At 63.9% G+C, this 26278-nt stretch carries 23 protein-coding genes; 16 read left to right on the forward strand and 7 right to left on the reverse strand.

All coding sequences use genetic code 11. The features are described from left to right. Positions 1 to 51: 51 nt before the first annotated feature. Genes R3C13_RS06100 through R3C13_RS06110 form a run of 3 tightly spaced genes read left to right on the forward strand, consistent with a single transcriptional unit; the run spans position 52 to position 3031 of the window. The gene (locus R3C13_RS06100; protein WP_371309930.1) at positions 52 to 624 is read left to right on the forward strand and encodes a shikimate kinase; all 573 of its coding nucleotides are present in this window, start codon (positions 52 to 54) and stop codon (positions 622 to 624) included. Then, on the forward strand, positions 621 to 1751 hold the full coding sequence (aroB, locus tag R3C13_RS06105; RefSeq protein WP_371309931.1) for a 3-dehydroquinate synthase: 1131 nt from the start codon (positions 621 to 623) through the stop codon (positions 1749 to 1751). The genes R3C13_RS06100 and aroB overlap by 4 nt, the downstream gene beginning before the upstream one ends. Before the next feature lie 17 nt (positions 1752 to 1768). Continuing rightward, positions 1769 to 3031, forward strand: coding sequence for an HlyC/CorC family transporter (locus R3C13_RS06110; RefSeq protein ID WP_371309932.1), 1263 nt, complete (start codon positions 1769 to 1771; stop codon positions 3029 to 3031). Positions 3032 to 3039: 8 nt separating this feature from the next. On the opposite strand, the gene R3C13_RS06115 is transcribed toward R3C13_RS06110, so the two are convergent. Beyond that, positions 3040 to 3312 carry a BolA family protein gene (locus R3C13_RS06115; protein WP_371309933.1) on the reverse strand — a complete coding sequence of 91 codons (273 nt, stop codon included), beginning with the start codon at positions 3310 to 3312 and terminating at the stop codon, positions 3040 to 3042. A gap of 31 nt (positions 3313 to 3343) precedes the next feature. Here R3C13_RS06115 and R3C13_RS06120 point away from each other — a divergent pair, with 31 nt between their 5' ends. Then, positions 3344 to 3973 carry a J domain-containing protein gene (locus R3C13_RS06120; protein ID WP_371309934.1) on the forward strand — a complete coding sequence of 210 codons (630 nt, stop codon included), beginning with the start codon at positions 3344 to 3346 and terminating at the stop codon, positions 3971 to 3973. An 11-nt stretch (positions 3974 to 3984) separates the two neighbouring features. After that, positions 3985 to 5475, forward strand: coding sequence for a glycerol-3-phosphate dehydrogenase (locus tag R3C13_RS06125; protein ID WP_371309935.1), 1491 nt, complete (start codon positions 3985 to 3987; stop codon positions 5473 to 5475). Between the two features lie 6 nt (positions 5476 to 5481). On the opposite strand, the gene R3C13_RS06130 is transcribed toward R3C13_RS06125, so the two are convergent. Next, a complete protein-coding gene (locus R3C13_RS06130; protein WP_371309936.1) occupies positions 5482 to 6108 on the reverse strand; it encodes a hypothetical protein in 627 nt (208 codons plus the stop codon). Positions 6109 to 6127: 19 nt separating this feature from the next. After that, on the reverse strand, positions 6128 to 8413 hold the full coding sequence (locus R3C13_RS06135) for a hypothetical protein (RefSeq protein ID WP_371309937.1): 2286 nt from the start codon (positions 8411 to 8413) through the stop codon (positions 6128 to 6130). Between the two features lie 191 nt (positions 8414 to 8604). Between R3C13_RS06135 and R3C13_RS06140 the strand changes: the two genes are divergently transcribed. After that, positions 8605 to 9615, forward strand: a complete 1011-nt coding sequence (locus R3C13_RS06140) for a complex I NDUFA9 subunit family protein (protein ID WP_371309938.1) — start codon at positions 8605 to 8607, stop codon at positions 9613 to 9615. On the opposite strand, the gene R3C13_RS06145 is transcribed toward R3C13_RS06140, so the two are convergent. Next, positions 9612 to 10514, reverse strand: a complete 903-nt coding sequence (locus tag R3C13_RS06145) for an undecaprenyl-diphosphate phosphatase (protein ID WP_371309939.1) — start codon at positions 10512 to 10514, stop codon at positions 9612 to 9614. The genes R3C13_RS06140 and R3C13_RS06145 overlap by 4 nt on opposite strands. Positions 10515 to 10702: 188 nt before the next feature. Between R3C13_RS06145 and R3C13_RS06150 the strand changes: the two genes are divergently transcribed. Further along, on the forward strand, positions 10703 to 12145 hold the full coding sequence (locus tag R3C13_RS06150; protein ID WP_371309940.1) for an NAD(P)-dependent oxidoreductase: 1443 nt from the start codon (positions 10703 to 10705) through the stop codon (positions 12143 to 12145). Between the two features lie 4 nt (positions 12146 to 12149). After that, positions 12150 to 16694 (forward strand): glutamate synthase large subunit, encoded by a 4545-nt coding sequence (gltB, locus tag R3C13_RS06155; RefSeq protein WP_371309941.1) that lies wholly within the window; start codon positions 12150 to 12152, stop codon positions 16692 to 16694. Positions 16695 to 16745: 51 nt separating this feature from the next. Here gltB and R3C13_RS06160 read toward each other — a convergent pair whose 3' ends face one another. The 3 genes from R3C13_RS06160 to R3C13_RS06170 form a co-directional block, all read right to left on the reverse strand. Continuing rightward, positions 16746 to 17645 carry a DUF4349 domain-containing protein gene (locus R3C13_RS06160; protein ID WP_371309942.1) on the reverse strand — a complete coding sequence of 300 codons (900 nt, stop codon included), beginning with the start codon at positions 17643 to 17645 and terminating at the stop codon, positions 16746 to 16748. An 86-nt stretch (positions 17646 to 17731) separates the two neighbouring features. After that, complete coding sequence (locus tag R3C13_RS06165; RefSeq protein ID WP_371309943.1) at positions 17732 to 18154, reverse strand: DUF2267 domain-containing protein; 423 nt, start codon at positions 18152 to 18154, stop codon at positions 17732 to 17734. A gap of 10 nt (positions 18155 to 18164) precedes the next feature. Beyond that, on the reverse strand, positions 18165 to 19712 hold the full coding sequence (locus R3C13_RS06170) for an acyl-CoA carboxylase subunit beta (protein ID WP_371309944.1): 1548 nt from the start codon (positions 19710 to 19712) through the stop codon (positions 18165 to 18167). Positions 19713 to 19828: 116 nt separating this feature from the next. Between R3C13_RS06170 and R3C13_RS06175 the strand changes: the two genes are divergently transcribed. From R3C13_RS06175 to R3C13_RS06210, 8 genes are all read left to right on the forward strand, one after another. Then, entirely contained in the window at positions 19829 to 20446 is a 618-nt protein-coding gene (locus tag R3C13_RS06175) for a TetR/AcrR family transcriptional regulator (protein ID WP_371309945.1), read from the forward strand. Between the two features lie 3 nt (positions 20447 to 20449). Further along, a complete protein-coding gene (locus tag R3C13_RS06180) occupies positions 20450 to 21415 on the forward strand; it encodes an SRPBCC domain-containing protein (protein ID WP_371309946.1) in 966 nt (321 codons plus the stop codon). After that, positions 21415 to 21876: a VOC family protein gene (locus tag R3C13_RS06185; protein WP_371309947.1), complete on the forward strand. Its 462-nt coding sequence runs from the start codon at positions 21415 to 21417 to the stop codon at positions 21874 to 21876. Before R3C13_RS06180 ends, R3C13_RS06185 begins: the two co-directional genes overlap by 1 nt. Beyond that, a complete protein-coding gene (locus R3C13_RS06190; RefSeq protein ID WP_371309948.1) occupies positions 21876 to 22229 on the forward strand; it encodes a DUF1428 domain-containing protein in 354 nt (117 codons plus the stop codon). Before R3C13_RS06185 ends, R3C13_RS06190 begins: the two co-directional genes overlap by 1 nt. Before the next feature lie 98 nt (positions 22230 to 22327). Continuing rightward, positions 22328 to 22630 (forward strand): SCP2 sterol-binding domain-containing protein, encoded by a 303-nt coding sequence (locus R3C13_RS06195; protein WP_371309949.1) that lies wholly within the window; start codon positions 22328 to 22330, stop codon positions 22628 to 22630. Between the two features lie 81 nt (positions 22631 to 22711). After that, positions 22712 to 23662, forward strand: coding sequence for an alpha/beta fold hydrolase (locus R3C13_RS06200; protein WP_371309950.1), 951 nt, complete (start codon positions 22712 to 22714; stop codon positions 23660 to 23662). A 16-nt stretch (positions 23663 to 23678) separates the two neighbouring features. After that, positions 23679 to 25151 (forward strand): AMP-binding protein, encoded by a 1473-nt coding sequence (locus R3C13_RS06205; RefSeq protein WP_371309951.1) that lies wholly within the window; start codon positions 23679 to 23681, stop codon positions 25149 to 25151. Positions 25152 to 25199: 48 nt separating this feature from the next. After that, complete coding sequence (locus R3C13_RS06210) at positions 25200 to 26204, forward strand: NAD(P)-dependent alcohol dehydrogenase (protein WP_371309952.1); 1005 nt, start codon at positions 25200 to 25202, stop codon at positions 26202 to 26204. The last annotated feature ends 74 nt before the right edge of the window (positions 26205 to 26278 follow it).

Below are 26278 nucleotides of genomic sequence, written 5' to 3' on the forward strand. Positions count from 1 at the left end.
CGGACCCCCGTCTCTATACACGATGAACCGAACCGGCCATGAAAGTCCAGAATGCCATCTGACAGTGACAGTCGACCCGAAGAGACCTCAGGGGCATTGCCCTATGAGTCCCGGACGATTGCGCTTGTCGGCCTGATGGGGGCAGGCAAGTCCACGGTGGGGCGGCGCCTCGCCGAAAAACTGGGCCGCGCGTTTTATGACAGCGATTCGGAAATCGAAAAGGCGGCTGGCCTGTCGGTGTCGGACATTTTTGCCCTGCACGGCGAGGCGGACTTCCGGCGGGGCGAGCATCAGGTGCTGAAGCGCCTGCTGACCCTGCCGCCGCATGTGCTGGCGACCGGGGGCGGGGCGTATCTGAATGCCGATACCCGCGCCATGATGCGCGAGCGGGCGGTCACGGTCTGGCTGAATGCCGACCTCGAGACGCTGTGGCGCCGCGTGCAGAAGCGCGACACGCGCCCCCTGCTGCAGCGGGAAGACGCCAAGAGCGTGCTGACCAATCTGCTGGCAGAGCGTGAGCCAATCTATTCTCAGGCGGATCTCGTCGTGCGGTCCAAGGACGGTCCGCATACGAATACGGTGAACGCCATCCTGAAGGCGCTGAAGACATGGGGACCGACATGAGCGTGACCGCGCCGTCGCTGGAAACCGTGCGGGTCGAACTCGGCCCCCGCAGCTATGATATCCTGGTCGGGCACGGGGCCCTGTCGCAGCTTGGACCCCGCCTGGCGGCGATGCTGAAGCGGCCGCGCGTCTTTGTGCTGACGGATGACCATGTTGCGGCCGCGCACCGGGCAAAGGTAGAGGCCGCGCTCAATGCCTCCGAGATTGCGTCGAACTGGCTGGCGCTGACGCCCGGCGAGAAGACCAAGAGCTTTGCCAATCTCGATGCCATTCTCGGCTGGCTGCTCGAGGGCGGGGCGGAGCGCAGCGATATTCTCGTCGCCCTCGGCGGCGGCGTGATCGGTGATATTGCCGGCCTGTCGGCCAGCCTGATGAAGCGCGGCATGGGTTTCGTGCAGGTGCCGACGACCCTTTTGGCGCAGGTTGATTCCTCCGTCGGCGGAAAGACGGCGGTCAACAGCCCGCACGGCAAGAACCTTATCGGCGCATTCTACCAGCCGCGCCTTGTCATTGCGGATACGGAACTGCTGGCGACGCTGCCGCCGCGCGAGCTGCGGGCGGGCTATGCCGAAATCGTCAAATACGGCCTGATCAACGATCCCGATTTTTTCGAGTGGCTGGAAGAGAACGGCGCCCGCGTCATGGCGCTGAAACCAGACGCCATCACCTATGCGGTCGCGGTCAGCTGCCGGGCCAAGGCGGCCATCGTCGCAGAGGACGAGACAGAAACCGGCGTGCGCGCACTGCTGAACCTTGGCCACACCTTCGGCCATGCGCTGGAAGCGGCCAACGAATTCCGGCCGGACCTGTTGCACGGCGAGGCGGTCGCCATCGGCATGGCGCTTGCCTTCCGCTATGGCGCCGAACAGGGCATCACGCCGGCCAGCGATGCTGAACGTGTCCGCACAGCGCTGGAAAGCGCGGGCCTGCAGGCTGCCATTCCGGGCCGGCAGGGCGGGCCGTACACGGCAGTGCGCCTCGTGGAGCTGATGCAGCAGGACAAGAAGGCGAGCGGCGGCAAGGTGCCGCTCATCCTCGCGCGCGGGATCGGCAAGTCCTACATCCATCCGGATGCGGACCTTGACTCTGTCAGAGCCTTCCTGCGGGCCGAACTGCTGGAAGCATAGGAACTTATGGGGCTGAAATGATTGCCGGATATGCCATTGCCATCATGGTTCTGCTGGCCATGTCGGGATTCTTCTCGGGGTCCGAGACGGCGCTGACGGCCGCGTCGCGGGCCCGGATGCACCAGCTGGAAAAGGATGGCGACAAACGTGCCGCCGCCGTGAATCGCCTGATTTCGAATCGCGAGGGGCTGATCGGCTCGATCCTGCTCGGCAACAACGTGGTCAACATTCTCGCCTCGGTGCTGGCAACCTCGCTGTTTACCCAGCTGTTCGGACCGGGCGGGCTTGCCCTTGCCATGGCGACGGGGGTCATGACGCTGCTGGTGCTGGTTTTCGCCGAAGTGATGCCGAAGACCTATGCGATCGGACGGCCGGATTCGACGGCCATGCGTGTGGCGCGGCCGATTTCGGCGCTGGTCTGGGCGGCGTCCTGGATCGTGAAGGCAATCCAGATGGTGGTCAGCGGTACGCTGAAACTGCTGGGCCTTGGTGCGCCGGCAGAAGCGGTGTCTGCGGATCAGGAAATCCGGGGCGCCATCGACCTTCACGCCTTCGAAGGCAGCGTCGAGGCGGCAGACCGGCTACGCCTCGTCGGCGCGCTCGACCTCAAGGAACTCACCGTCGAAGACGTGATGATCCACCGCAAGAACATCAAGATGCTGAACGTGGAACTCGATCCGCGCCAGCTGGTGATGAAGGCGCTGGCCAGTCCCCATACGCGCATTCCGCTGTATCGCGGCGAAAAGGAAGAGATCGTCGGCATCCTGCATGCCAAGGATCTGCTGAGGGCGATCATTCCTCTGGGGGGCGACCTGTCGAAGCTCGACCTCGACGCGATCATGCGCAAGCCCTGGTTCGTGCCGGAAACGACGCCGGTGCAGGACCAGCTGGACGCCTTCCTCCAGACCCGCACGCACTTTGCCCTGGTCGTCGACGAATATGGCGAACTGCAGGGCCTGATCACGCTGGAAGACATCCTGGAAGAGATTGTCGGCCACATTCATGACGAACACGATGTCGCCGTGCAGGGCGTGCGCCCGCAGCCGGACGGCTCGGTCAATGTCGATGGTTGGGTGCCGATCCGCGATGTGAACCGCGCGATGAATTGGAACCTGCCGGACGAGGAGGCCGTCACCGTGGCGGGCCTCGTCATTCACGAGGCGCAGACGATTCCGGAATCCGGGCAGAGTTTCGTGTTCCACGGCTACCGCTTCAACGTGCTGCGGCGCCAGCGCAACCAGGTGACGGGTCTCAATATCTCAGAGATCGAATCAGCCTGATTTGCGGTTCACGGTGCGGCGGCCTTGATGGCGAGCGCGTGCAGCCCGGTGTCGAATTCCGGTTGCAGAACCATCATCACGCTGCGCTGGATCTGGACCCTTGAGAGGCCTTCGAAGGCCGTCGAGACGATTTTCACGGAATAATGCGTTTCGCCCCCGGGCTGGGCGCCCGCATGGCCTGCATGTTTGGCGCTGTCGTCGGTCACGGAAAGCTCGACCGGGTCGAAGGCCTCTGTCAACTTTTCATGAATTCGCGACAGCCTGTCAGTCGGTTGTGGCATCTTTAACAAGCGCTCCCTATTATACCGCGTCATGTCCGACGGCGAACCCTTCACCTATCGCGTCAAGTTCACCGATATAAGGGTGAACCCGCCGCCCGACGAGGCGTCGCGGGCACGTGCGCGCACCACAAGGGTCTGCGACCATGCCAGCTGCGACCTCGAAGGCACGCATCCGGCGCCGAAACGCAAGGGCAAGGGCAAATTCTATTTCTGCTTCCAGCACGCGGCTGAATACAATCGCAGCTTCAATTTCTTTGAAGGCATGTCGGAAGCCGAGGCGGCCTCCTTCGTGCGCAACGAACAGTTCGGCCACAAGCGCACCTGGCGGTTCGGCACCGGGCCGATGGGCGGGCGCAAGGCGACCGACCAGTTCGACCCGCGCCGCTGGGCCGGCCGGCGCTTCTTCGACATGGACGATATTGCCGAGGCGACCGGCGGCAGCGCCACCTCCGGCAAGCGTTCGACCCTGCAGATGCGGGCGCTGAGGGAACTCGACCTCGAAGGCGACGCGACGGCGGTCGAGATCCGCGCCCGCTATGCCGAATATGTGCGTCGGTTCCATCCGGATTCGAACCAGGGCGACCGGTCGTCGGAGGACAAGCTACAGCGCGTGCTGCGGGCGGGCAAACTGCTGAAGGCCGCCGGCCTGATGAAGGGCTGAGGCGCCCTCGCGTGCACGATCTTCTGGTCATCGGGGGCGGGATCAACGGCGTCGGCATCGCGCGCGACGCGGCCGGGCGCGGGCTGGATGTCGTGCTCGTCGAGAAGGACGACCTGGCCCAGCACACGTCTTCGGCCAGCACGAAGCTGATCCATGGCGGCCTGCGCTATCTGGAGATGTACGATTTCGCGCTGGTTCGAAAGGCGCTGATCGAGCGGGAAATCCTGCTGCGCGCGGCGCCGCACATCATCTGGCCGATGCGGTTCGTGCTGCCCCATGACAAGGATCTGAGGCCTGCCTGGCTGATCAGGCTGGGCCTCTTCCTTTACGATCATCTCGGCGGGCGGGAGATGCTGCCCCCGACCCGGACCCTGAAGCGCAAGACGACCAACCGGCTCGATCCGCTCAAGGAGGAATTCCGCCTCGCCTTCGAATATTCCGATTGCTGGGTGGAGGATTCGCGTCTTGTCGTGCTGAATGCGGTCGATGCGAAAGAGCGCGGTGCGGAGGTGCTGACGCGCACCGCGTGTACAAAGCTCACCCGGCACCCGGCGCACTGGGAGGCGGAATTTACGTCCGGCGGGAAGACAGAGACGCGCCAGTTCCGTGCCGTGGTCAATTCCGCCGGCGGCTGGGTGGATGAGGTTCTGGGGCTGGCGGGGGCGGGGGAAAAGGAACGCCACCTTCGCCTTGTCAAAGGCAGCCACATCATCGTGCCGAAATGGCATGAGGGCCGGCACGCTTACTTCTTCCAGAACGGCGACGGGCGCATCATGTTCGCCATCCCCTACGAGCGGGGCGAGTTCACCCTGATCGGTACGACGGATATTCCGTATACCGCCGACAAGGACAAGGTGGAGATCAGCCAGGATGAGATCGAGTATCTCTGCGCCGGGGCGAGCGAATATTACCAGAAGCCGCTTTCCCCGTCGGATGTGGTGGCGACCTATTCCGGGGTGCGTCCGCTGTATGATGACCATGCGGCGTCGGCCTCGAAGGTCACGCGCGATTATGTGCTGAAGCGCGATGCGGATGGCGGCGCGCCGATTCTCTCGGTGTTCGGCGGCAAGATCACGACCTATCGCGAACTCGCCGAACATGTGCTGGAGGAAATGGCGCCGGACTTCCCGAAAATGGCGGAGCCGTGGACGCGGGACGCGAAGCTGCCGGGCGGCGACATCCTGCTTGCCGATTTCGAATCCTTCGTCGGCACACTCGGCCTTGTCTATTCCGAACTTCCGGCACCACTCGTCGGGCGGCTTGCCCGTGCCTATGGCACACGGCTGAAAGTACTGCTGAAGGGGAAGAAGACGCTTGCCGATCTTGGCCGCGACTTTGGCGGCGGGCTGACCGAGGCGGAGGTCAGCTATCTGGTCGAGCATGAATTCGCCCGCACGCCCGAAGACATCCTGAAGCGACGCTCGAAACTCTACCTGCACATGACGGCGGCAGAACAGGCAGAATTCACGGCGTGGTTCAATGCGAGCTATTCGGCGCCCTGATCGCCTTTAAGCCGGGCCGCAGACTTCCGTCTCCTGAACATGCCGAACACTGAGGTCGCATACGGCCTCGCCATCGAAAGAGCAGGCATAGCCGGACCCGGTCGCTTCGCAGGGCCAGTCCGTTGCGGCTGCGCTGGCGGCGGTGAACCGATAGGAGGCGGTCGCCGCAAAGCTTTTGCACATCTGCGCGGCCTTCGCTTCCGCCTGGCTCATTGCTGCTGCGCGCGCGTCGGCTTCGCCGGGATAGGATTTGCCGTCTCCGGCGAGGAACAGGACGAGGCGCTTTTCCGTCGGTTCCCAGACTTCCGTCGCTTCCGTGCGCATCGCGGCGAGCATGTCCGCCGCATCGTCCCGGAAGGCGCCCTCCGGGAACAGGTCGATATGCCGGCGCAGGGCTTCGCAGCTGGCGGTTTCGCGATTGGCCCAGGCGAGGCGCTCGGTCTTCGATGGCTTGCCGCCGAAGCCCATCGCACCGCAGGCATCGGAGATGCCCGGCTGGGCGATGTCGATGGAGCAAACCATATTCTGGAACGACATGACATTCGCGCCGAATGAAATTGCCGTACCGATCGCCACGAGCAGAGGCGCACCGAAGAGGATCAGGCCACCTGACTTCTTTTTCGATTCGGACATATGCGTTCCCCCGTTCGTGTCAGTTCGGCTTGGCGGCGTTGCGTTGGCGGATGATTTCCATTGCCTGTTCGACTTTCTGGTCGGTGCGGGCCCGGTCGAGATTCATTTCGATCATGTTCCTGTCGTACAGCAGGTCGAGACTGCCGGGATCTTCCTTCGACAGGAGGGCATTGATCCTGAGGGCTTTGGAATAGGCCGAGATGGCGGCGTCGAAATCCTTGGCCTTGTAGGCGGCATCTCCGAACTTGCCATACCCGTCCTGCAGGTCGCGTTGCCAGGCGACGTTCGTCGTGTCGGTAGCAGCGAGATCCTCGATGATCCGGAAGCTCCGGGTAAAGTAGGATTTCGCGTTCTCGAAATCCGACCGGGCGAGATAGGTTTCGCCAATATATCGCAGCGTCCTGCCGAGCGAAGACTGGACACCGAGATTGAGCGGATCCTTTGCGGCCCGCGCTTCGAGGATGGCGAGGCTTTCCTGATAGAGCGCGAGGGCCGGGGCCTCCTGTTTCAGCTGGGTCTTCGCGAAAGCCTGCGTATTGAGTCCGGCGGAGATGCGGGATTTCAGCGTATCGTTCGTCGGGTCGGCTGCCGCGAGGCGGCGCAGCGTTGCAATGGGTGCCTCGAACGCCTTGTCGGCTTCTGCAAATTTCAACTGTCCCATCAGGGATCCGGCGACCGCCATGCGCGTCTTGGCGAGTTCGAAATCGATTCCGGCGCTGCGCGCATCCGTCTTCGCGAGACGCTCCAGAATGTCCGCGGCCTTTCGGTATCGCTTCTCGGCCAGATCGTAGACGCGCCCGTTACCAGCCCTGTTTCCGGCGGCCGAATAAGTGCTTGCGAGGTCGCGTTGCCAGCGCGCATTGGTCGGGTCGAGGCGGACGAGTGTCTCCATCAATTCGTTTGCCTTCTGATCGTTCTGCGATGTGCAGACCATGTCGGACTGCGTCGCACACAGGTCGCCGATCTCCAGATGGTTCAGGGCCAGTGCGTGCTGCCAGCGTGCATGACCGGGATCGCGGGCCAGCAGGCCTTCGAGGTCTGCCTGACGTCGGCGGAACAGGTCCAGCTCCGCGGCGATGCCGCCATCCTGCAATTCCGTGCTGGCGATCAGCGACTGGAGGCGGGAATAGTCTTCCTGCCAGGCCAGCGTGTCGGGGGCCGTTTCAAGCAGGCGGCTCTCGATGTCGAGCGCGCCCCTGAACCAATCGAGCGCATCGCCGAGTTCGCCCTGTTCTTTCCGCACACTGCCGAAGTCGGTCAGGATCGTGGCACGCGTCCATTGGGCGTTGCTACTGTCAGGCTGAAGCGCGATGAGCCGGTCGGCCGCGTCGAGGGCCTGTTTCAGGACCGGCAGGACAGCCGAGAGATTGCCTTTGTCCACAAGGACGCTTCCGCGAAGCCTGTAGACATCGGCGAGGCCGTCCTGATACCGCGCGGTGCCGGGGCCCGCGTCAGCAAGCGCCTCGAGCAAGGCTGCGCTCGTGCCGAGATGGGCCTCGGCGTCCGGCAGCTTGCCCTGATCGAATTCGATGGCGCCGAGTGTCTTGAGCGCTTCAGCCCTGGTGGCTTCATCCGGGGCAAGGTCGAGCGCGTTCCGGGCGGCGGCCGCCGCCTCGGTCAGCTTGCCTGCATCGCGATAGAGGCCGCTCAGCGTGATCCAGTCGGATGCCTCGCTGCCATCGAGCCGAGTGATTTCCTCGAAGCGCCTGATCAGGTCCGCCGTGGTGAGATTGCCTGAGGCGCGGGCTTCGAGGGCGAGCGCCGCGATCTGGCGCGCTTCAGAGGCCGATTCGGCATTGACCCGCGCCATCCGGGCCGCATCGCGCGCCTTGCGCAGATCATCGAGGATGGCGATGGCCCCCATCTGGTCGCCGCTGTTGAATTTGGCGAGGGCGGCAAGGCCCTCGGGCGTCGCAGCGATCGATTCGACCGCGTCGCCATAGGCCGAAATCTCGCGCGCATAGCCGGCATCCTGTTGTGACAGGAGTTCGACGATCCGGCGTTCCTTGTCTGCGAGGGCTGCCTTCAGCGTGTGGATTTCGTCGGCGCCGCTTGCTGCCACCTGCAGGCGCAGCGCGTCAATCTCCTTGCGGGCGGCAGCGAGCTGCTGCGTGTACTGGCGCTCCATCGCGGCTTGCGTGGCGGATGCCGCGTAAAGGGCGGCGGCAACTTCCGATTCGACGGAATAGGCGGATGCGGCGGTCTGGAGTCCGCTTCCCGTTCCCTGACCGGCCGCCGGACCGGTTCCGGCCAATCCGACCCAAATTCCCAGACCGATCGCGGCCACCGGCTTTGAAATACGCAAGCCGTACCCTCCTGAATTTTTGATCCCGGCGAATCCGTAAAAAGCCAGTCAGGCCTACAGGGGCGGCGAGGTCAAGGCCCGCGCCCTGGGCATTCGCCCGCTGACCGGGCAGATCGCGTGTCAGCCCTTATGGACAGGCCCCGCGGCGTATGGTGAAAGGCGCAAAGCAACAGGCAAGGCAGGGTTTTGCGATGACCAAGGGCTTGGTGACGATTTTCGGCGGCTCGGGCTTTATCGGGCGCTACACGGCGCGCGAGCTGGTGAAGAAGGGCTGGCGCGTGCGTGTCGCCTGCCGCCGGGTCGGAATCGCCGGGGATGTCCGCCTTGCGGGTGCGCCGGGCTGGGTGGACCTGGCCCAGGCGAATGTCCGCGACCGCGCCTCGATCGAGCGGGCGCTGGAAGGCGCCGATGCGGTCGTCAACCTCGTGGGCATCCTTGCCGAAAAGGGAAAGCAGACCTTTGAATCGACCCAGCGCGACGGCGCGGCGCTGATCGCGGAAGTCGCGGCGGAAAAGGGCATCACGCGGTTCGTGCAGGTGTCCGCCATCGGTGCCGATCCGGACTCGCCCTCCGACTACGGGAAGACCAAGGCCGAGGCCGAAGCGGCCGTGCGCGAGAAGGTTCCGGCGGCGACGATCCTGCGCCCGTCCATCGTGTTCGGCCCGGAAGACGGATTCTTCAACAAGTTCGCGGCCATGGCGACATGGCCGGTCATGCATTTCCTGCCCGTGATGCCGCTGATCGGCGGCGGCAAGACGCGTTTCCAGCCCGTCTATGCCGGCGATGTGGCGCTGGCGATCGCGACGGCCGTGGATGATGCCTCGACGGCGGGCAAGACTTATGAGCTGGGCGGTCCGCGGACCTATTCCTTCAGCGAGATCTACGACGTCATCTTCACCCATACCGGCCGCAAGCGGTTCAAGTTTCCGCTGCCTGTTTTCATTGCGAAGCCGGTTGGCTACATGATCGGCGCGATCTGGCGCTATATTCCGCCCTTCAGCTGGGGCTTCATGGGCGACGTGCCTGTCACCGGCGACCAGGTCGAGATGCTGAAGGCTGACAATGTCGCAGCCGAAGGGATGCCCGGACTTAAAGAGCTCGGCGTGCCGCAGCCGGAAACGGTCGAGGCCATCGTGCCGACCTATCTCTGGCGCTTCCGCCCCTACGGCCAGTTCAGCCGGCCGTCCGAGTCCGAAGCCTAGAACCAGCCGACCAGAGGCGAGCTGAGCAGCAGCACGGCGCCCAGAATGAAGCGGTAGAGGACAAAGGGCAGGAAGCTCATCCGCTTCAGCAGCTCCATCATGAACCAGATCGAGGCGAGGCCCGTGATGAAAGAGATCACGGCTACGATCAGGCCATCCGCAAAGGTCAGCGCAGCGCCGGCTTCCGCTTCGGCGGTGAAAAGGCCGTACGCGCCGTAAAGGCCGGCCATCGCGAGGATCGGCGCACCGAGGAGCATCGACAGTCGGGCCGCTTCCGTCCGCTCATAGCCGAGCGCACGGGCAGCCGTCATGGTGATGCCGGAACGGCTGGTGCCCGGGATGATCGCGGCGATGGCCTGCGTTGCGCCGATGATCATGGCGTGACCAAGCGTGATGTCTTCTTCCTTACGCGTGCGCGGCCCGGCCACGTCTGCCCACCAGAGCAGGGCGCCGAACACGATGGTGGCGCCGGCAACCGTATAGATGCTGCGCAGCGCGTCCTGGATGTTCTCGGGTAGCACTGTCTCATAGAGGAGCGCAGCAATCACGGGGATCGGTGTTGCCACGATGATGCTGACCGCAAGACGTCCGGCCGGGGAGAGGGGCATCTTAGACACCGGCTTCATCACCAGTTCGAGGCCGCCCATGAAAGCGGTCGAAACATCCTTGCGGAAATAGATCAGCATCGCAGCCAGTGTGCCGATATTGGAGACCGCATTGATCAGCAATTCGTCCCGTCCGGCGAGGCCGAACAGGTCGGCTGCCAGCAGGACATGGCCTGATGACGAGATGGGCAGCCACTCGGTCAGGCCCTGGATCGTTGAGATGAGTGCGAGCTGGAGCAGGGACAAGGATACGGCTTTCGGCGACTTCTGCTGGAAGCAATAATAAGGTTTCATGTCCGAAGCATGAACCCCTCTGTATACCAATATGATATTGACCCAATAAATTCACGCGACCGACAGAAATACTAAACGAAAAAATATGGTCTTTCGATATCATAATGATATTGTAAAATGCAGATCGGTCTTGGCGGCGCAAAATTCTGGCTTTAAGGCTACAGGCTCTGTGCAGGGAGGCCCGGTTCATGGCCGAAATTATGCTGAAATTCACGCATGTGCCGCGGTCGATGCCGGACAAACGGCCGGCAAAACAGCGCGCCTCCGATTTCCACGAAATCTATGACGGCTTCTCCCCGGACGCGGCCCGCTCGCAGGCATCGCGGTGTTCGCAGTGCGGCGTGCCGTTCTGCCAGCAGGGCTGCCCGCTCGCCAACAATATTCCGGACTGGCTGCGCCTTGCGGCGGACGGCCGGCTGGAAGAAGCCTGGCGCACGTCGTCCGCCACCAACAACATGCCGGAAATCTGCGGCCGGATCTGCCCGCAGGACCGGCTGTGCGAAGGCATCTGCACGATCGAACAGTCCGGCCACGGCACGGTGACGATCGGCTCGATCGAGAAATACATCACCGACACGGCCTGGAAAGAAGGCTGGGTCACGCCGATCAAGCCGCCGCGCGAGCGCAAACAGTCCGCCGGCATTGTCGGGGCAGGTCCGGCGGGCCTCGCCGCGGCCGAACAGCTGCGCCGCAAGGGCTACAAGGTCACCGTGTATGACGCCTATGACCGGGGCGGCGGCCTGCTCGTCTATGGCATCCCCGGCTTCAAGCTGGAGAAGGATGTCGTCGAACGGCGGATCAGATATCTCGAAGACTCGGGCGTGAAGTTCAAGTTCAAGACGCGTATCGGCGAGAAGGTGACGCTGCAGAAGCTGCGCGACAGCCATGACAGCGTGCTGATTGCAACCGGCGTCTATGCGGCGAAAGACCTGAAATGTCCGGGCGTCGGCTCCGAAGGTGTCTTCGCGGCGCTCGACTACCTGACCGCTTCCAACCGCAAGAGCTTCGGCGATGCGGTGCCGGACTTCGACTCCGGCGCTCTGGACGCGAAGGACAAGAAGGTGGTCGTGATCGGCGGCGGCGACACGGCGATGGACTGTGTGCGCACGGCGATCCGTCAGGGTGCGAAATCCGTCACCTGCCTCTACCGCCGCGACCGGGCCAACATGCCGGGCAGCCAGCGGGAAGTGCAGAACGCTGAAGAAGAGGGCGTCGTCTTCGAATGGCTCGCCAATCCCGATGCGATCCTCGATTCCAAGGGCAAGGCGAAAGCTGTCCGTGCCGGGAAGATGAAGCTCGGCGAACCGGATGCCTCCGGCCGCCAGAGCCCGGTCAAGACCGGCGAGACGTTCGACGTGAAGGCCGACATGGTGATCAAGGCGCTGGGCTTCGACCCGGAAGACCTGCCCGCCTTGTTCGAGGAACCTGCGCTGGCGGTCAATCGCTGGGGCGCGATCAAGGTCGACTACAGGACGATGGAGACCAGCCTGCCGGGCGTCTATGCGGCGGGCGATATTGTGCGCGGCGCTTCGCTCGTCGTCTGGGCCATCAAGGATGGACGCGATGCGGCAGAAGCCATGCACAAGGCAATGAAAGCGGCTGAAGCCGCGGCAAAAGTGGCGGCGGAGTAATCAGATGTCCGATTATGTGAAACAGTACGAAGCCAACCGCCAGCGCCTGATCGAGGCGCATGCCTACGATCCCGCTGACGAACACGATGCCTGCGGAGTCGGCCTTGTCGCCGCGCTCGATGGAAAGCCCCGCCGCGAGATCGTGGAAATGGGCATCAAGGCGCTCAAGAATGTCTGGCACCGGGGTGCCGTCGATGCGGACGGCAAGACCGGAGATGGCGCGGGCATCCGCGTTGAAGTGCCGCAGGATTTCTTCCGTGAGCATGTGACCCGCACCGGCCACAAGCCGACGGACGACCCGATCTGCGTCGGCCAGATTTTCCTGCCGCGCACGGATTTTGCCGCGCAGGAAGCCGCGCGGACACTGGTCGAGACCGAAGTGCTGCACTTCGGCTTCTATATTTATGGCTGGCGCCAGCCACCGGTGGACGTGTCCGTGATCGGGCAGAAGGCGAAGGACACGCGGCCCGCGATCGAACAAATCATGTTCCGGGACGCCCGTGGCCGTACGCGCGAGGAGCTGGAGCGCGCCCTCTATATCTGCCGCCGCCGCATCGAGCGCCGCGCCCGCGAAGCCTCGATCCCTGGCTTCTACATCTGTTCGCTGAGCAATGCCTCGCTGATCTACAAGGGCATGTTCCTGGCGCAGGACATCGACCGGTTCTACCTCGACCTGCAGGACGAGCGCTTCGTGTCGGCCTTTGCGATCTATCACCAGCGCTATTCCACCAACACCTTCCCGCAATGGTCGCTGGCCCAGCCCTTCCGCATGATCGCGCACAATGGCGAGATCAACACGCTGCGCGGCAACAAGAACTGGATGAAGAGCCATGAGATCCGCATGGTGTCGGAAGCCTATGGCGAGCATGTCGACGATGTGAAGCCGGTGATCCCGGATGGGTCGTCCGACTCCGGCGCGCTCGACGCGGTGTGGGAACTGCTTTGCAAGTCCGGCCGCCCGGCGCCGATGGCGAAGGCCATGCTGATCCCGGAAGCCTGGTCGAAGCGCGACTCGGTCATGCCGCTCGCGCATCGCGCGCTCTACGACTACTGCAACTCCGTCATGGAGCCGTGGGATGGCCCGGCAGGCATCGCCGCCTATGACGGGCGCTGGGCGATTGCGGGACTTGACCGCAACGGCCTGCGCCCGCTGCGCTATGCTCTGACGACGGATGGTATCCTCGCCGTCGGTTCCGAGACGGGCATGTGCCCGCTGGGCGACCATGAAGTTGCCCGCCGCGGCTCTATCCCGGCCGGCGGGATGATCGCGGCCGACCTCAAGACCGGCAAGTTCTACGACCACAAGGACATCGTCGACTTCCTCGCCGCGCAGGCGCCTTACGAAGAATGGCTGTCGGCGGTGACGGAGCTGGAGCCGGAAATCGGTCCGGGGCCGGAACCGTCCCTGTTCTCGAAGGAAGAGCTGCTCCGCCGTCAGACGGCTGCCGGCTATACGATGGAGACGCTGGAACTGATCCTCTCGCCCATGGTGGAGAGCGGCAAGGAAGCCATCGGTTCCATGGGAGACGACACCGCGCCGGCCGTGCTGTCCTTCCACTACCGTCCGATGAGCCATTTCTTCCGGCAGAATTTCAGCCAGGTGACGAACCCGCCGGTCGACCCGCTGCGCGAAGCCCGCGTAATGAGTCTCAAGACCCGGTTCAAGAACCTCGGTAACGTTCTGGAGACGGACAAGTCACAACAGGAAGTCTTCGTTCTGGAAAGCCCTGTGCTGACGACGGGCATGTTCGAGCGGCTGCAGACCCGCCTCGGGGGCGGCTATGCCGAGATCGACTGCACCTTCGCCGAGGAAGACGCGAATCGTGACGGCAGCGCCCTCAAGAATGCTCTCGCGCGCATCCGCCGCGAAGCCGAAGATGCGGTGCGCGAAGGCCGCGAACACATTGTGCTCACGGACCAGTATCAGTCCGCCAGCCGGATTGCGATTCCGATGATCCTCGCAACGGGCGCCGTGCATTCGTACCTTGTCATGCAGGGGCTGCGGACGTTCTGCTCCATTACGGTGCGGTCTGCCGAATGTCTCGACACGCATTATTTCGCGGTGCTGGTGGGCGTCGGGGCGACCTGCGTAAACGCCTATCTCGCACAGGACGTGATTGCTGACCGCCATGCACGGGGTCTCTACGGAGACCTGACGCTCGGCGAATGCGTCAAGAACTTCAAGGAGGCGATCGAAGCCGGCCTTCTGAAGATCATTTCGAAGATGGGCATCTCGGTCATCTCGTCCTATCGCGGCGGCTACAATTTCGAGGCGCTCGGCCTCTCGCGTGCGCTGGTGGCGGACTATTTCCCCGGCATGAGCAGCCGCATTTCGGGCCTTGGCCTTGCAGGTCTCGAAGAGAATGCGCTGGTGCGCCACGAAATGGCCTTCGATGAGGACGTCGTGGCGCTGCCCGTCGGCGGCTTCTATCGCCTGCGCGCCAGCAGCGAACCGCACGCGCTCGACGGCAACCTGATCCATACGTTGCAGATGGCCTGCAACACGGGCGATTATTCCGTGTACCGGAAATTCGCCGATGCCATTCACGAACGCGATCCGATCCAGCTGCGTGACCTCCTGGACTTCAAGAAGCTGAGTCCGCCGGTGCCTCTGTCGGAGGTCCAGTCGATCAACGAAATCCGCAAGCGCTTCGTGACGCCCGGCATGTCGCTCGGCGCACTGAGCCCTGAGGCACACGGAACGCTCAACATCGCGATGAACCGGATCGGCGCGAAGTCGGTCTCGGGCGAGGGCGGGGAAGACCGGGCCCGTTACCGCCCGTTGCCGAATGGCGACAATATGAACTCCGCCGTCAAGCAGGTCGCTTCCGGCCGCTTTGGTGTGACGGCGGAATACCTGAATCAGTGCCGCGAAATCGAAATCAAGATCGCGCAGGGCGCAAAGCCCGGCGAGGGCGGACAGCTGCCGGGCTTCAAGGTAACGGAGCTGATCGCAAAGCTGCGCCATGCAACGCCCGGCGTGACGCTGATCTCGCCGCCGCCGCATCACGACATCTATTCGATCGAAGACCTGGCCCAGCTGATCTACGACCTGAAACAGATCAATCCCGAGGCGCGCGTCTGCGTGAAGCTGGTCGCACAGTCCGGGGTCGGAACGGTTGCGGCCGGTGTCGCCAAGGCGAAGGCGGACATCATCCTGATCGCCGGCGGCGTCGGCGGCACGGGCGCCAGCCCGCAAACCTCGATCAAGTATGCAGGCCTGCCCTGGGAACTCGGCCTTGCCGAGGCGCACCAGATCCTGTCGCTGAACAATCTGCGCAACAAGCTGACCCTGCGCACCGATGGCGGGCTCCGCACGGGGCGTGACATCGTCATTGCGGCGATGCTGGGGGCGGAAGAGTACGGCATCGGCACGGCGGCGCTGGTGGCGATGGGCTGTATCATGGTGCGCCAGTGCCATTCGAACACCTGCCCGGTCGGCGTCTGCGTGCAGGATGAGGCGCTGCGGGCGCACTTCACCGGCACGCCGGAGAAAGTCGTCAACCTGATGAGCTTCATTGCCGAAGACGTGCGCGAAATCCTTGCCTCGCTGGGCCTGCGCTCGCTGGACGAAGCGATCGGACGGACCGACCTGCTGGTACAGGTCAGCCGCGGGGCGACCCATCTCGACGACCTCGACCTCAACCCGCTGCTGGTGCAGGTCGATTCCGACAAACCGCTCGTCTACCAGCCGAACCGGCGCGAGGAAGTGCCGGAGACGCTGGATGCGCAGATCATGCGCGATGCCGAGCCCTTCTTCGAGCGCGGCGAGAAGATGCAGCTCGAATACGGCGTGCAGAACACGATGCGGGCCATCGGTACACGGTCTAGTTCGGCCATCACGCGCAAGTTCGGCATGCATGCCCTGCCGGAAGGCCGCCTGCATATCCGGCTGGAAGGCTCCGCTGGCCAGTCGCTCGGCGCCTTTGCGGTGCAGGGCCTGCTGCTGGAAGTGATCGGCGACGCCAACGACTATGTCGGCAAGGGCCTCTCCGGGGCGACCATCGTGGTTGCGCCGCGGCCGAAGGATCGCCGCTCTGCTTCGGGCGATGCGATCATTGGCAATACCTGCCTCTATGGCGCGACCAGCGGTAAGCTGTTTGCGTCCGGCACGGCCGGCGTGCGCTTTGCCGTCCGGAACTCAGGTGCGAAGACCGTGGTCGAAGGTTGCGGGGCCAATGGCTGCGAATACATGACCAATGGCCGCGCCGTGATCCTCGGGCCGGTGGGCGACAATTTCGGCGCCGGCATGACTGGCGGTGCCGCCTATATCTGGGATCCGGCCAACCGGTTCGAGCGGGTGGTTAACCCGGATTCCATCGACTGGTATGCGCTGTCGGAAATGCCGGCCGAGCATATCGGCGAGGCCCATGCCCTGATCGAGGAACATGCAAGGCGCACTGGTTCGATCCGGGCGAAGGAAATCCTCGATGACTGGGAACGCTCGATCCACGACATGCTGATGATCGTGCCGAAGGAAGTGGCTTCGCTGCTGCTCGTGCGGACCAAGCCGAAATCCAAGAAGAAGGCCGTCTCCGAGAAGGCCTGATGGAACAAGCCCCGCGGAGCGATCCGCGGGGCTTTTCAGTTTCCGGCCCGGTCAGGCTTTCTTCTTGCGGCGGATGCGCGGCCAGATCAGCTTCAGCCAGACCCACAGGAAGACGCCGATCAGGAGCAACCAGGGCAGGCCGACGGCAAAAGCCGTGATCACGGCGGCAAGCGCGCTCGACAGATTGTAGAAGAAATCGCCGAAGGCATGCGCCAGCGGCTGGAGCGCGCCGCGGGAAACGGGATTGCGTTTCGTCTCATAGCTGACCGAGAGCTGGCTCATGTCGACGCGCTGTCGCAGCGCAGCGAGGGTCGACTTCAGGGAGTCGATCTCGCCATTGACGCGGGCGAGTTCCCGCTCGGTTTCCAGCAGTTCGCCCAGCTTGCCCGGCCGGTCGGCCAGCAATTGCTCAAGCCTTGCCTGCAGGGTCTGAAGTGATTTGAGGCGAGCATCCGTATCGATAATGGAGACGGTCAGATCTTCCGCTGTGGTCTGGCGGTTGAAGACTTCGCCTTTTGCCGCCTTGGCCTCGGCGTCGACGCCTTTCAGGAACGTGTCGATCCAGGCGGGTGTCGCACGGATCTGCAGCGAGCCGCTGGCTTCATCCTCAGAATAGGCGTTCAGCCAGGAATTCGTCACCATGCAGATGGTCGGGCCGGCCGTGTTGCAGGCGTCGATATGGGTCTGCATGGTCGGCTCGATCGCGGCGACCGGCAGGCGCATGCCGAGGGAATGGGAATAGGCGATATATTGCTGTACTTCCGGCGCGCCGCCGCCAGCGCCCTCCGACGGTGCCGCCTCGTCATAATACGGCGCCTCCTCGCGCATGGCCATTTTTGCGGGAGCGGGCGCCATGGCCGGGCCCGACTCGATGGAAGGCGCGTATTCGGCGCGGCCGCAGGCGGCCAGCACAAGCGCCGAAGCGCCAAGTATCAGTCTACGAAACTTCATCAAATGTCCCTCCAGTGGACAGACTTCCCACATGAAATGCGGAAAAAGGCAAGAAGAGGCTGGGATTCGGGAAAATTGCGGCGGCGTCACGATCCCGCCCAATAGGCCGCCGCTTCCGGGCCGAGGCGTTCGAGTGCCGCGTCGAGCGTTTCGGCGCCGATCGTCCGCCGCAGGGCGCGGGCGACATCGGCGATGGCGGTATCCGGCGCGAAATTGTGGTGCTGGCGCAAATGCCGGACTTCGCGGGTCAGCGTGTCGCGCGTGCCCCATTCGGGCGTGAACTCTTCAGGGCTCCAGCCGTCGATGAAGATGGAGGCGACCGCCGGCGGCAGGATCTGCGCGAACGTCAGGATCTGTTCGGGCGTCAGGCGGCGGCGGAAAACGATCAGCACGCCCTGCAGGCAGGTATAGGACTGGTGGCGCGTTGCCAGCGAGGTCTCTTCCCGGACGGCGAGCAGGAAGTCGCTGAAGAATTCTCCCACACGCAGGTATTCCGGCGGTACGGGCAAGGGATGCTCCTCAGGGTCTGAAGCCGGTCGAGCGGGTGCCGGGTTCCAGCGTGCGCCAGGCGTGATGGATGAAATCCACGAGCAGCGGGCGGGTGTCGCGCGGATCGATGATTTCCTCCGCAAGGAAACTTTCCGCCGTCCGGAAGGGTGAACGGATCGCGTCGAACTTGCGGTAGAGATGCGCCTTCAGGGCCTCAGGGTCTTCGGCTTCGGCGAGCTCCTTGCGGAAGGCGGCCTCGATACCGCCCGCCATGGGCAGGCTGCCCCAGTCGCCGCTTGGCCAGCAATAGCGCCATTTGGTCTTCGACTGGTTCATCATGGCCGAGCCGGCAAGGCCATAGGCTTTCCGGATGACCACGGAGCAAACCGGCACATCGGCCTGGTAGACGGCGGTCATGGCCCGCACGCCGGCACGGGTGACGCCGGCCGTTTCCGCCTTCACGCCGACCGCAAAGCCGGGGCAGTCGACGAAGTGGATGACCGGCAGGTGGAACATGGAGCAAAGATCCATGTGCCGGCAGACCTTGTCGCAGACATCCGCCGTCCACGCGCCATCCAGGAAGAACGGGTCGCCTGCCATGATGCCGACAGGATAGCCGTCGATCCGCGCAAGGCCGCAGACGATGCCGCGGCCCCATTCCTTGCCGATCTCGAAAAAGCTGCCGCGATCGACAGCGGCCTCAATGATCTTGCGCGGTTTGTACGGCGTCTTGCCATCCGTCGGGACGAGCGAGAGCAGGCTTTCCTCGCGCCGTTTCGGATCGTCCGCAGGCTGAGTGCGTTCCGGCAAGTGGTGCACCGAGGGGGGCAGGTAAGAGAGGAATTTGCGCGCCGCGATGAAGGCGTCGGCCTCGCTGTCGACCACATTGTCGACGGTGCCGTTCTGCGCCTGGATCTTCCAGCCGCCGAGCTCTTCCTTGGTGACATTCTCCCCCAGCGCGATCGCCACCGGCGGGCCGGCCACGAACACCTGGCTCAGCTCTTTCACCATGACGGAGAAGTGGCTTGCCGCGACCCGGCCGGCGCCCATGCCCGCGCAGGGGCCCAGGGCGAGCGAGACGAACGGCACTTCGCTGAGGCCGTGCACGATCTCGTTCCAGCCCGGCGTTTCGGGAATATAGGTGCGCGGATCCTTTTCCAGCGCCTTGACCGATCCGCCACCGCCGGTGCCGTCGATCATCTGGACCAGCGGCATCCGGTATTCGGTCGCCATTTTGATCATCTGGACCATTTTCTGCCAGATCGAGGCGTCCGAAGCGCCGCCGCGGACGGTGAAATCATCGGCGATCACCACGACCGGACGGTGATCGATCGTGGCGCGTCCGGTGACGGAACTCGCCGGCAGGAAGCTTTCAAGCTCGTCTTCGGCGGTATAGCTGGCGCGGCCGGCAATCTTGCCGATCTCGTGGAAGCTGCCGGGGTCCACCAGGAAGGCGACGCGCTCGCGCACCGTCAGCTTGCCGCGCCCGCGCTGGCGCTCGACGGGTTCTTCCCCGCCCATTTTCTCGGCCAGCCGTTCACGGCGGCGGAGTTCCTCGATCGACTTTTCCCAGCTCATGCACGGCAGGTTCCACGCTTCCGCCACGCAAGGTCAAGCGGGCGCGCACCTCCAGAAGAAAAGAATCATATTGACACATACCAACCGGTTGGTATGTTTAACGTAAGGAGTGAAACATGGCCCCGGCAAAGGAATCCGCCCGCGAGAAACTGATCGGCGCCGCCGTCAAAGTGGTCCGCGAAAAGGGATTCAATGCGACCTCCGTGGACGATCTCTGCCGCGAGGCCGGCGTGACCAAGGGCGCGTTCTTCCACCATTTTCCCACGAAAACGGACCTCGGCGTCGCCGCCGCCGAAGCCTGGAAGCTGCACGCCAATGGCCTGTTCGGCTCTGCGCCCTACATGGCGCATGAAGACCCGCTGGATCGGGTGCTCGGCTATCTCGAATTCCGGCGGGACATGCTGGAGGGGCCTGTCCCCGAATTCACCTGCCTTGCCGGCACCATGGTGCAGGAATCCTATGAGACCCTGCCGGCGCTGCGCGATGCCTGCCACGACTCGATTTGGGGCCATGGCCTGACATTGGTGCCGGACATCGAAGCGGCCCGCAAACGCCATGGCATCAACGGCGACTGGACCTCGGAAAGCCTTGCCCTCCATTTCCAGGCGGTGCTGCAGGGCGCCTTCATCCTCGCTAAGGCCGATCATGGCGCGAAAGCCGCCCGCGACACGGCAGACCATCTTATCCGCTACGTCCGTATGCTGTTTAACCTTCCACCTGAAAAGGAAGCCTGAGCCATGCAAGACCCGACCGCTCCGGAAGCGTCGCATCCGTTCGATCTTGTCCTCGAACGGACGATCGCCGCGCCGGCGTACACGCTCTATCGCTGCTATACCGAGCCGGACCTCGTCTGCCAATGGTTCTGTCCGAAGCCGTGGAAGGTGACCGAAGCGAAACTGGACGTTCGCCCTGGCGGCGCCAGCTATCACCGCATGGATGGCCCGAATGGCGAAGTGAATCATGTCCGCGGGCAATATCTGGAGGTTGTGCCCGGCCGCCGCCTTGTCGGCACGGATGCCTATGTCGGGGACTGGGTGCTGTCCGAAAATCCCCCCTTCATGACCAGTATCATCACCTTCCGGGATCTGGGCGACGGCACCGCGCTCTACCGCGCGGTCGCACGGCACTGGTCGGAAGAGGCCATGAAAGGCCACGAATCCATGGGCTTCCATGAAGGCTGGGGCAAGGCCGCCGACCAGCTCGAGGACCTCGCCAAATCCCTCCCGCCTGAAACCGGAGCGCGTCTCCTGCCAGCCTCCGCCGACGGACATTCCGTCGTGCCGCACCTCGTCTGCAAGGATGCTGCGAAGGCCATCGATTTCTACAAGGCCGCCTTCGGCGCGGAAGAAATGATCCGACTTCCAGGCCCGGACGGCCGCCTCGCGCATGCCTCCGTGAGGATCAATGGCAGCATGGTCATGCTGGTCGACGAGCTTCCGGACATGGTTGTGCAGAGCCCGGAATCGCTCGGCGGTACGCCAGTGACCATCCATCTCTCGGTCACCGATGCGAAAGGCGTCGTCGACCGCGCCGTCAGGGCCGGCGCCAAGCTCATCATGCCGGTCGAACTTCAGTTCTGGGGCGACCTCTATGGCATGGTCGAAGATCCATTCGGACACAAATGGTCGATTGCGACGCCGGGCGCCGATGCGCCGCGCACCAGCGAAGCCCTGCAGGACGCGATGATGCAGGCAGGCGTGTGATGTCGGCCCAGCCGTTTCTCTGGATTGAAGACCAGGCCGAAGAGGCCGCCCGCTTTTATGTGTCGCTGCTGCCGGATTCGGAGATCACCGACGTCGAGAGGCAGGACGGAAAGGCATTCGTCGTGTCGTTCACCCTGTCCGGCGTCCCTTACAAGGCGCTGAATGGCGGGCCGTACTACAAGCTTTCCCCGGCCTTCTCGATCATGGTGACCTGCGACGGGCAGGCGGAGGTCGACCGGCTCTGGTCCGCGCTGACGGAGGGCGGGGCGCCGCTTCAGTGCGGCTGGCTGACGGACCGGTTCGGCGTGACCTGGCAGATCGTGCCCCGGCAGTTTTTCGACTTGCGCAGCGCCGGGACACCGGCGCAGACGAAGGCCATCATGGATGCCATGATGCCTATGGTGAAATTGGACGTTGCCGCACTTGAGGCGGCATTCCGGGCGGCCGGGGAGGATGCGTAATGGCCTATGTCGATGGATTTTTGCTTGCCGTGCCCGATGCCAACAAGGAAGCCTATCGCGCGATGGCCGAACAGGCCGCCGCTGTCTTCCGGAAGCATGGCGCAACCCAGGTCATGGAATGCTGGGGCGAGGATGTGCCGGACGGCGTGGTGACGAGTTTCCCTCTGGCGGTGAAGCTGGCGCCGGGCGAAACGGTCGTGTTCTCCTGGATTGTCTGGCCGTCGAGAGCGGTGCGGGACGCGGGCCACCCCGTCGCGATGCAGGAATTCGAGGATATGGGCCTGCAGGCGAGCCACCTGTTTGATGGCAAGCGCATGGTTTTTGGCGGCTTCGACGTCATGGTCGACGCCTGACCGCTGTCTGACCTCGCGGAATTGTCACGCACTTTTCCTTGCCTTTCTACCCGAGGGTCTGCTTTATCGGCGCCAAATCCATTCAAGGAGGTAACACCATGGATCTCGCAGAACTCACGTCCAAGGCCGCTGCAGCTGTCGCCGGTGGCAGCGACTTCAAGAAAAAGGTGAAGTTCGACTTCGGCGATATCGGCAAGCTGCTGATCGATGGCGTCAACGGCACGGCGACCAATGACGACGCCGCAGCAGACGCCACGATCTCGGTCAACTGGGACGATTTCAAGAAAATCTCCGAAGGCGCCCTCGACCCGACCATGGCCTTCATGCAGGGCAAGCTGAAAGTGGCCGGCGACATGTCGGTGGCGATGCAGCTACAGAACCTGATGAAGAAGCTGGCCTAAGCTTCCGACCCGTCAGGGTTTGACAATTCTGGCCGCCCCGGGACACCCTGCGGGCGGCCTTTTCATTCAGGGACGCCCACAATGGTCGCAGCAGCTGCTACAGAGTCCGGTCTCGTCCTCATACCGGGGAACGATCCGCCAAAGGGCGCCGAGATTGTCTGGTTCAAGGGCAGCGGCGGCCGCGACCTGCGCGCCTGCGTGGCGCCGGCCCTGTCGGCGGAGCATCCCCGCGGCACCGTCATTGTCTGTCCGGGCCGCACCGAGTTCATCGAAAAATACTTTGAGGTCGGCCGGGAGCTGCAGGCCATGGGCTTTGCCGTGGTCATCCTCGACTGGCCGGGGCAGGGCCTCTCGGCCCGGCTGCTCGACGACACGAAAAAGGGTCATATCGATCGGTTCGAGACCTTCATGGGCGCGCTCGCCAATGGGCTGGAGGCGCTGGATGACCGGTTGCCCCGGCCGTATGTCTCGCTCGCCCATTCGATGGGAGGCGCGATCGCGCTGGCGGCCATCACGCAGGATCTCGTGAAAGTCGACGCGGCGGCCTTCTGCGCCCCGATGTGGGGGCTGAAGTCCAAATTCCTCGGCATGCGCTATCTCGTCTGGGCGATGCGCGCGACCGGCCGGTCGGGCGATTATGCCGTCCAGCCCGGCCCGCCGGAGACGTTCGAGACGAACATCGTCACCCATGACAAGAAACGCTGGCAGATGCAGCGCGACCTGGTGGACGCCCATCCGGACCTGGAACTCGGCCCCGTCACCTGGGGCTGGCTCGGCGCCTCGCTCGACATCCTCGCGACCTTCACCCGGCCGAAGACGCTGAAAGGCGTCGACATCCCGGTCTTCGTCGCCTCGGCGGCGGAGGAGAAGCTGGTCGACAATGCTTCGCATGATGCCATCTGCGCGCGCCTGCCCGATTGCGAGCACGTCACCGTCCAGGGCGCGATGCACGAGATCCTGATGGAAACGGACGACAAGCGCGCCGAGTTCTGGGAGGGCTTCCAACGCCTCCTGAAGCGCGCGAACATATAGAAAAACGAGGAAACGCATGGCCATCATTTCGCTGTCGCGCATCATTGCCTTCTGGGCCGACCAGCAGCCGGACCGCATTGCGATCGACCATGAAGGCGCCGCCATCACCTGGCGCGAATTCGAGGCGCGGACCAACCGGCTCGCCCGGGCCTATGCTGGCCTGGGCGTGAAGCCCGGCGACTTCGTCACCATCGCACTGCCCAACAGTATCGAATTCCTCGAATCCGTTTTCGCCACCTGGAAGCTCGGCGCAACGCCGCAGCCGATCTCCGCGCGCCTGCCGAAATTCGAGCGCGACCAGATCGTGGAGCTTGGCAAACCATCGCTCGTCGTCGGCGTCGCCCCCGGTGAATATGATCCGACCCCGTCGCTTCCCGCCGGCTTCGTGCCGGATGGCAATTTCGCGGATGATCCGCTTGCGGAAATCACCTCCGTGTCGATCAAGGCGATGACCAGCGGCGGCTCCACCGGGCGGCCGAAACTGATCGTGTCGAAAGTGCCGGGCGCCTGGGATCCGGACGTGCCCTTCCTGGAGATCCCGCTTCAGGGCGGCATGCTGATCCCCGGCCCGCTTTATCATAATGGCCCCTTCATGTGGGCGATGATTGCCCTCTTCAAGGGCTGCACGGTCGGCCTCACCACAAGGTTCGACCCCGAACAATCCCTCGCAACGATCGAGCGGCTGAAGCTGAATGTCGCCTATATGGTGCCGACGATGATGCGGCGCGTCTGGGCGCTGCCGGAAGAAGTGCGTAATAGCTACAATCTCTCCAGCCTCACCGTCCTCTGGCACCTCGCTGCCCCGTGCCCGCCCTGGCTGAAGGAATGTTTCATCGAATGGCTTGGCGCCGAGACCATCTGGGAACTCTATGGCGGCACGGAAGGGCAGGGCTCGACCATCATTCAGGGCACGGAATGGCTGACCCATAAAGGCTCGGTTGGCCGTCCCGTCGAGACCTGCGAAATGAAGATCGTCGGCGAGGACGGTGAGACGCTGCCCGCCGGCGAGGTGGGAGAAGTGTTCATCCGGCCCCTGAGCGGGCCGGGCACCACCTATCATTACCTTGGCGCTGAAGCGCGCGCCATCGAGGGCGGTTGGGAAAGCCTCGGCGACATGGGCTGGATGGATGCGGAGGGCTATCTCTACCTGACCGACCGGATGTCCGACATGATCCTCGTCGGCGGCGCCAACATCTACCCGGCCGAAGTCGAAGCGGCGATCGACGCCTATCCGGGCGTGCGCTCCTCCGCCGTCATCGGCCTGCCGGATGATGACATGGGCGCGCGCCTGCATGCCGTGATCGACCGGCCGGAGGGCGCCGTGGCGGATGCGGACATGCTTGCCCACCTCGCCGATCGCCTCGTGAAATACAAGATCCCCAAGAGCTTCGAATATTCGGCCGAGCCGGTGCGCGACGATGCCGGCAAGGTCCGCCGCAAGGCGCTGCGCGAGGAACGCATCGCCGCCACGGGCAAGGCCCCCGCTTGACTTCCCCAGCGGCGGCCTAAGTCCCCTCCTGCAAAACAGGAGGAAGACATGAAAGTGGCGGCAGTCAAAAAGCCCGGCGGACTCGACAAACTGGTCATCGAGGATCGGCCGGAGCCGAAACCGCGCCCCGGCGAAATCCTTGTCCGGGTCCGTGCGTCGAGCCTCAATTATCACGACTTCGTCGTCGTCCTCGGCGGCATCCCGACGCCGGACGGGCGCATCCCGATGTCCGACGGGGCGGGCGATGTCGTGGCCGTCGGCGACGGCGTGACGAAATGGAAAGTCGGCGACCGGGTGCTCTCGCTGTTCTTCCCCGCCTGGCAATCGGGCCAGATCGAGGCCGCCGGCTTCCAGAGCGTGCCCGGCGATGGTGCGGACGGTTTTGCCGCGGAATTCTATGCCGGCCCGGAAACGGCCTTCACGCGCATGCCTGAAGGCTATTCCTACGAGGAGGCGGCCACCCTTCCGTGCGCGGCGCTGACCGCCTGGCGCGGCATGGTAGAGGAAGCGAAGATCAAGCCGGGCAGCTGGGTGCTGACACAAGGCACGGGCGGCGTCTCCATCTTCGCGCTGCAATTCGCCAAGGCCGCCGGCTGCTGCGTCATCTCCACCTCGTCGTCCCCGGAGAAGATGGAGCGCCTGAAGCAGCTCGGCGCCGACCATGTGATCAATTACAAGGACACGCCGGAATGGGGCAAAGCCGCCTTTGAGCTGACCGGCGGGCGCGGCGTCGACGAGGTCGTAGAGATCGGCGGCCCCGGCACCATGGCGCAATCCATCAATGCCTGCCGGCCCGGCGGCCATATCTCATTGATCGGCGTACTGACGGGCATTTCCGGCGAGGTGCCGACGGCCGCGCTGTTCTCTCGCAACATCACGCTCTCCGGCATCACGGTGGGCTCCCGCCGCATGCAGGAAGACATGATCGACGCCATCGAGGCGAGCGGCATCAGGCCGGTGATCGACTCGTCCTTCCCGCTCGACCAGATCGCCGCCGCCTTCGCCCACCAGGCCAGCCAGAAGCATTTCGGCAAGATCGTCCTGACGATCTGAGCGAAGACCGCCATTCCCGAGCAGGGAATGGCGGCTATTGGCCCTATGCTGCCCTTTGATCTGCACCGTCCGTT

It is taken from the genome of Hyphomonas sp. (assembly GCF_041398385.1).
In the GTDB taxonomy this organism is placed as follows: domain Bacteria; phylum Pseudomonadota; class Alphaproteobacteria; order Caulobacterales; family Hyphomonadaceae; genus Hyphomonas.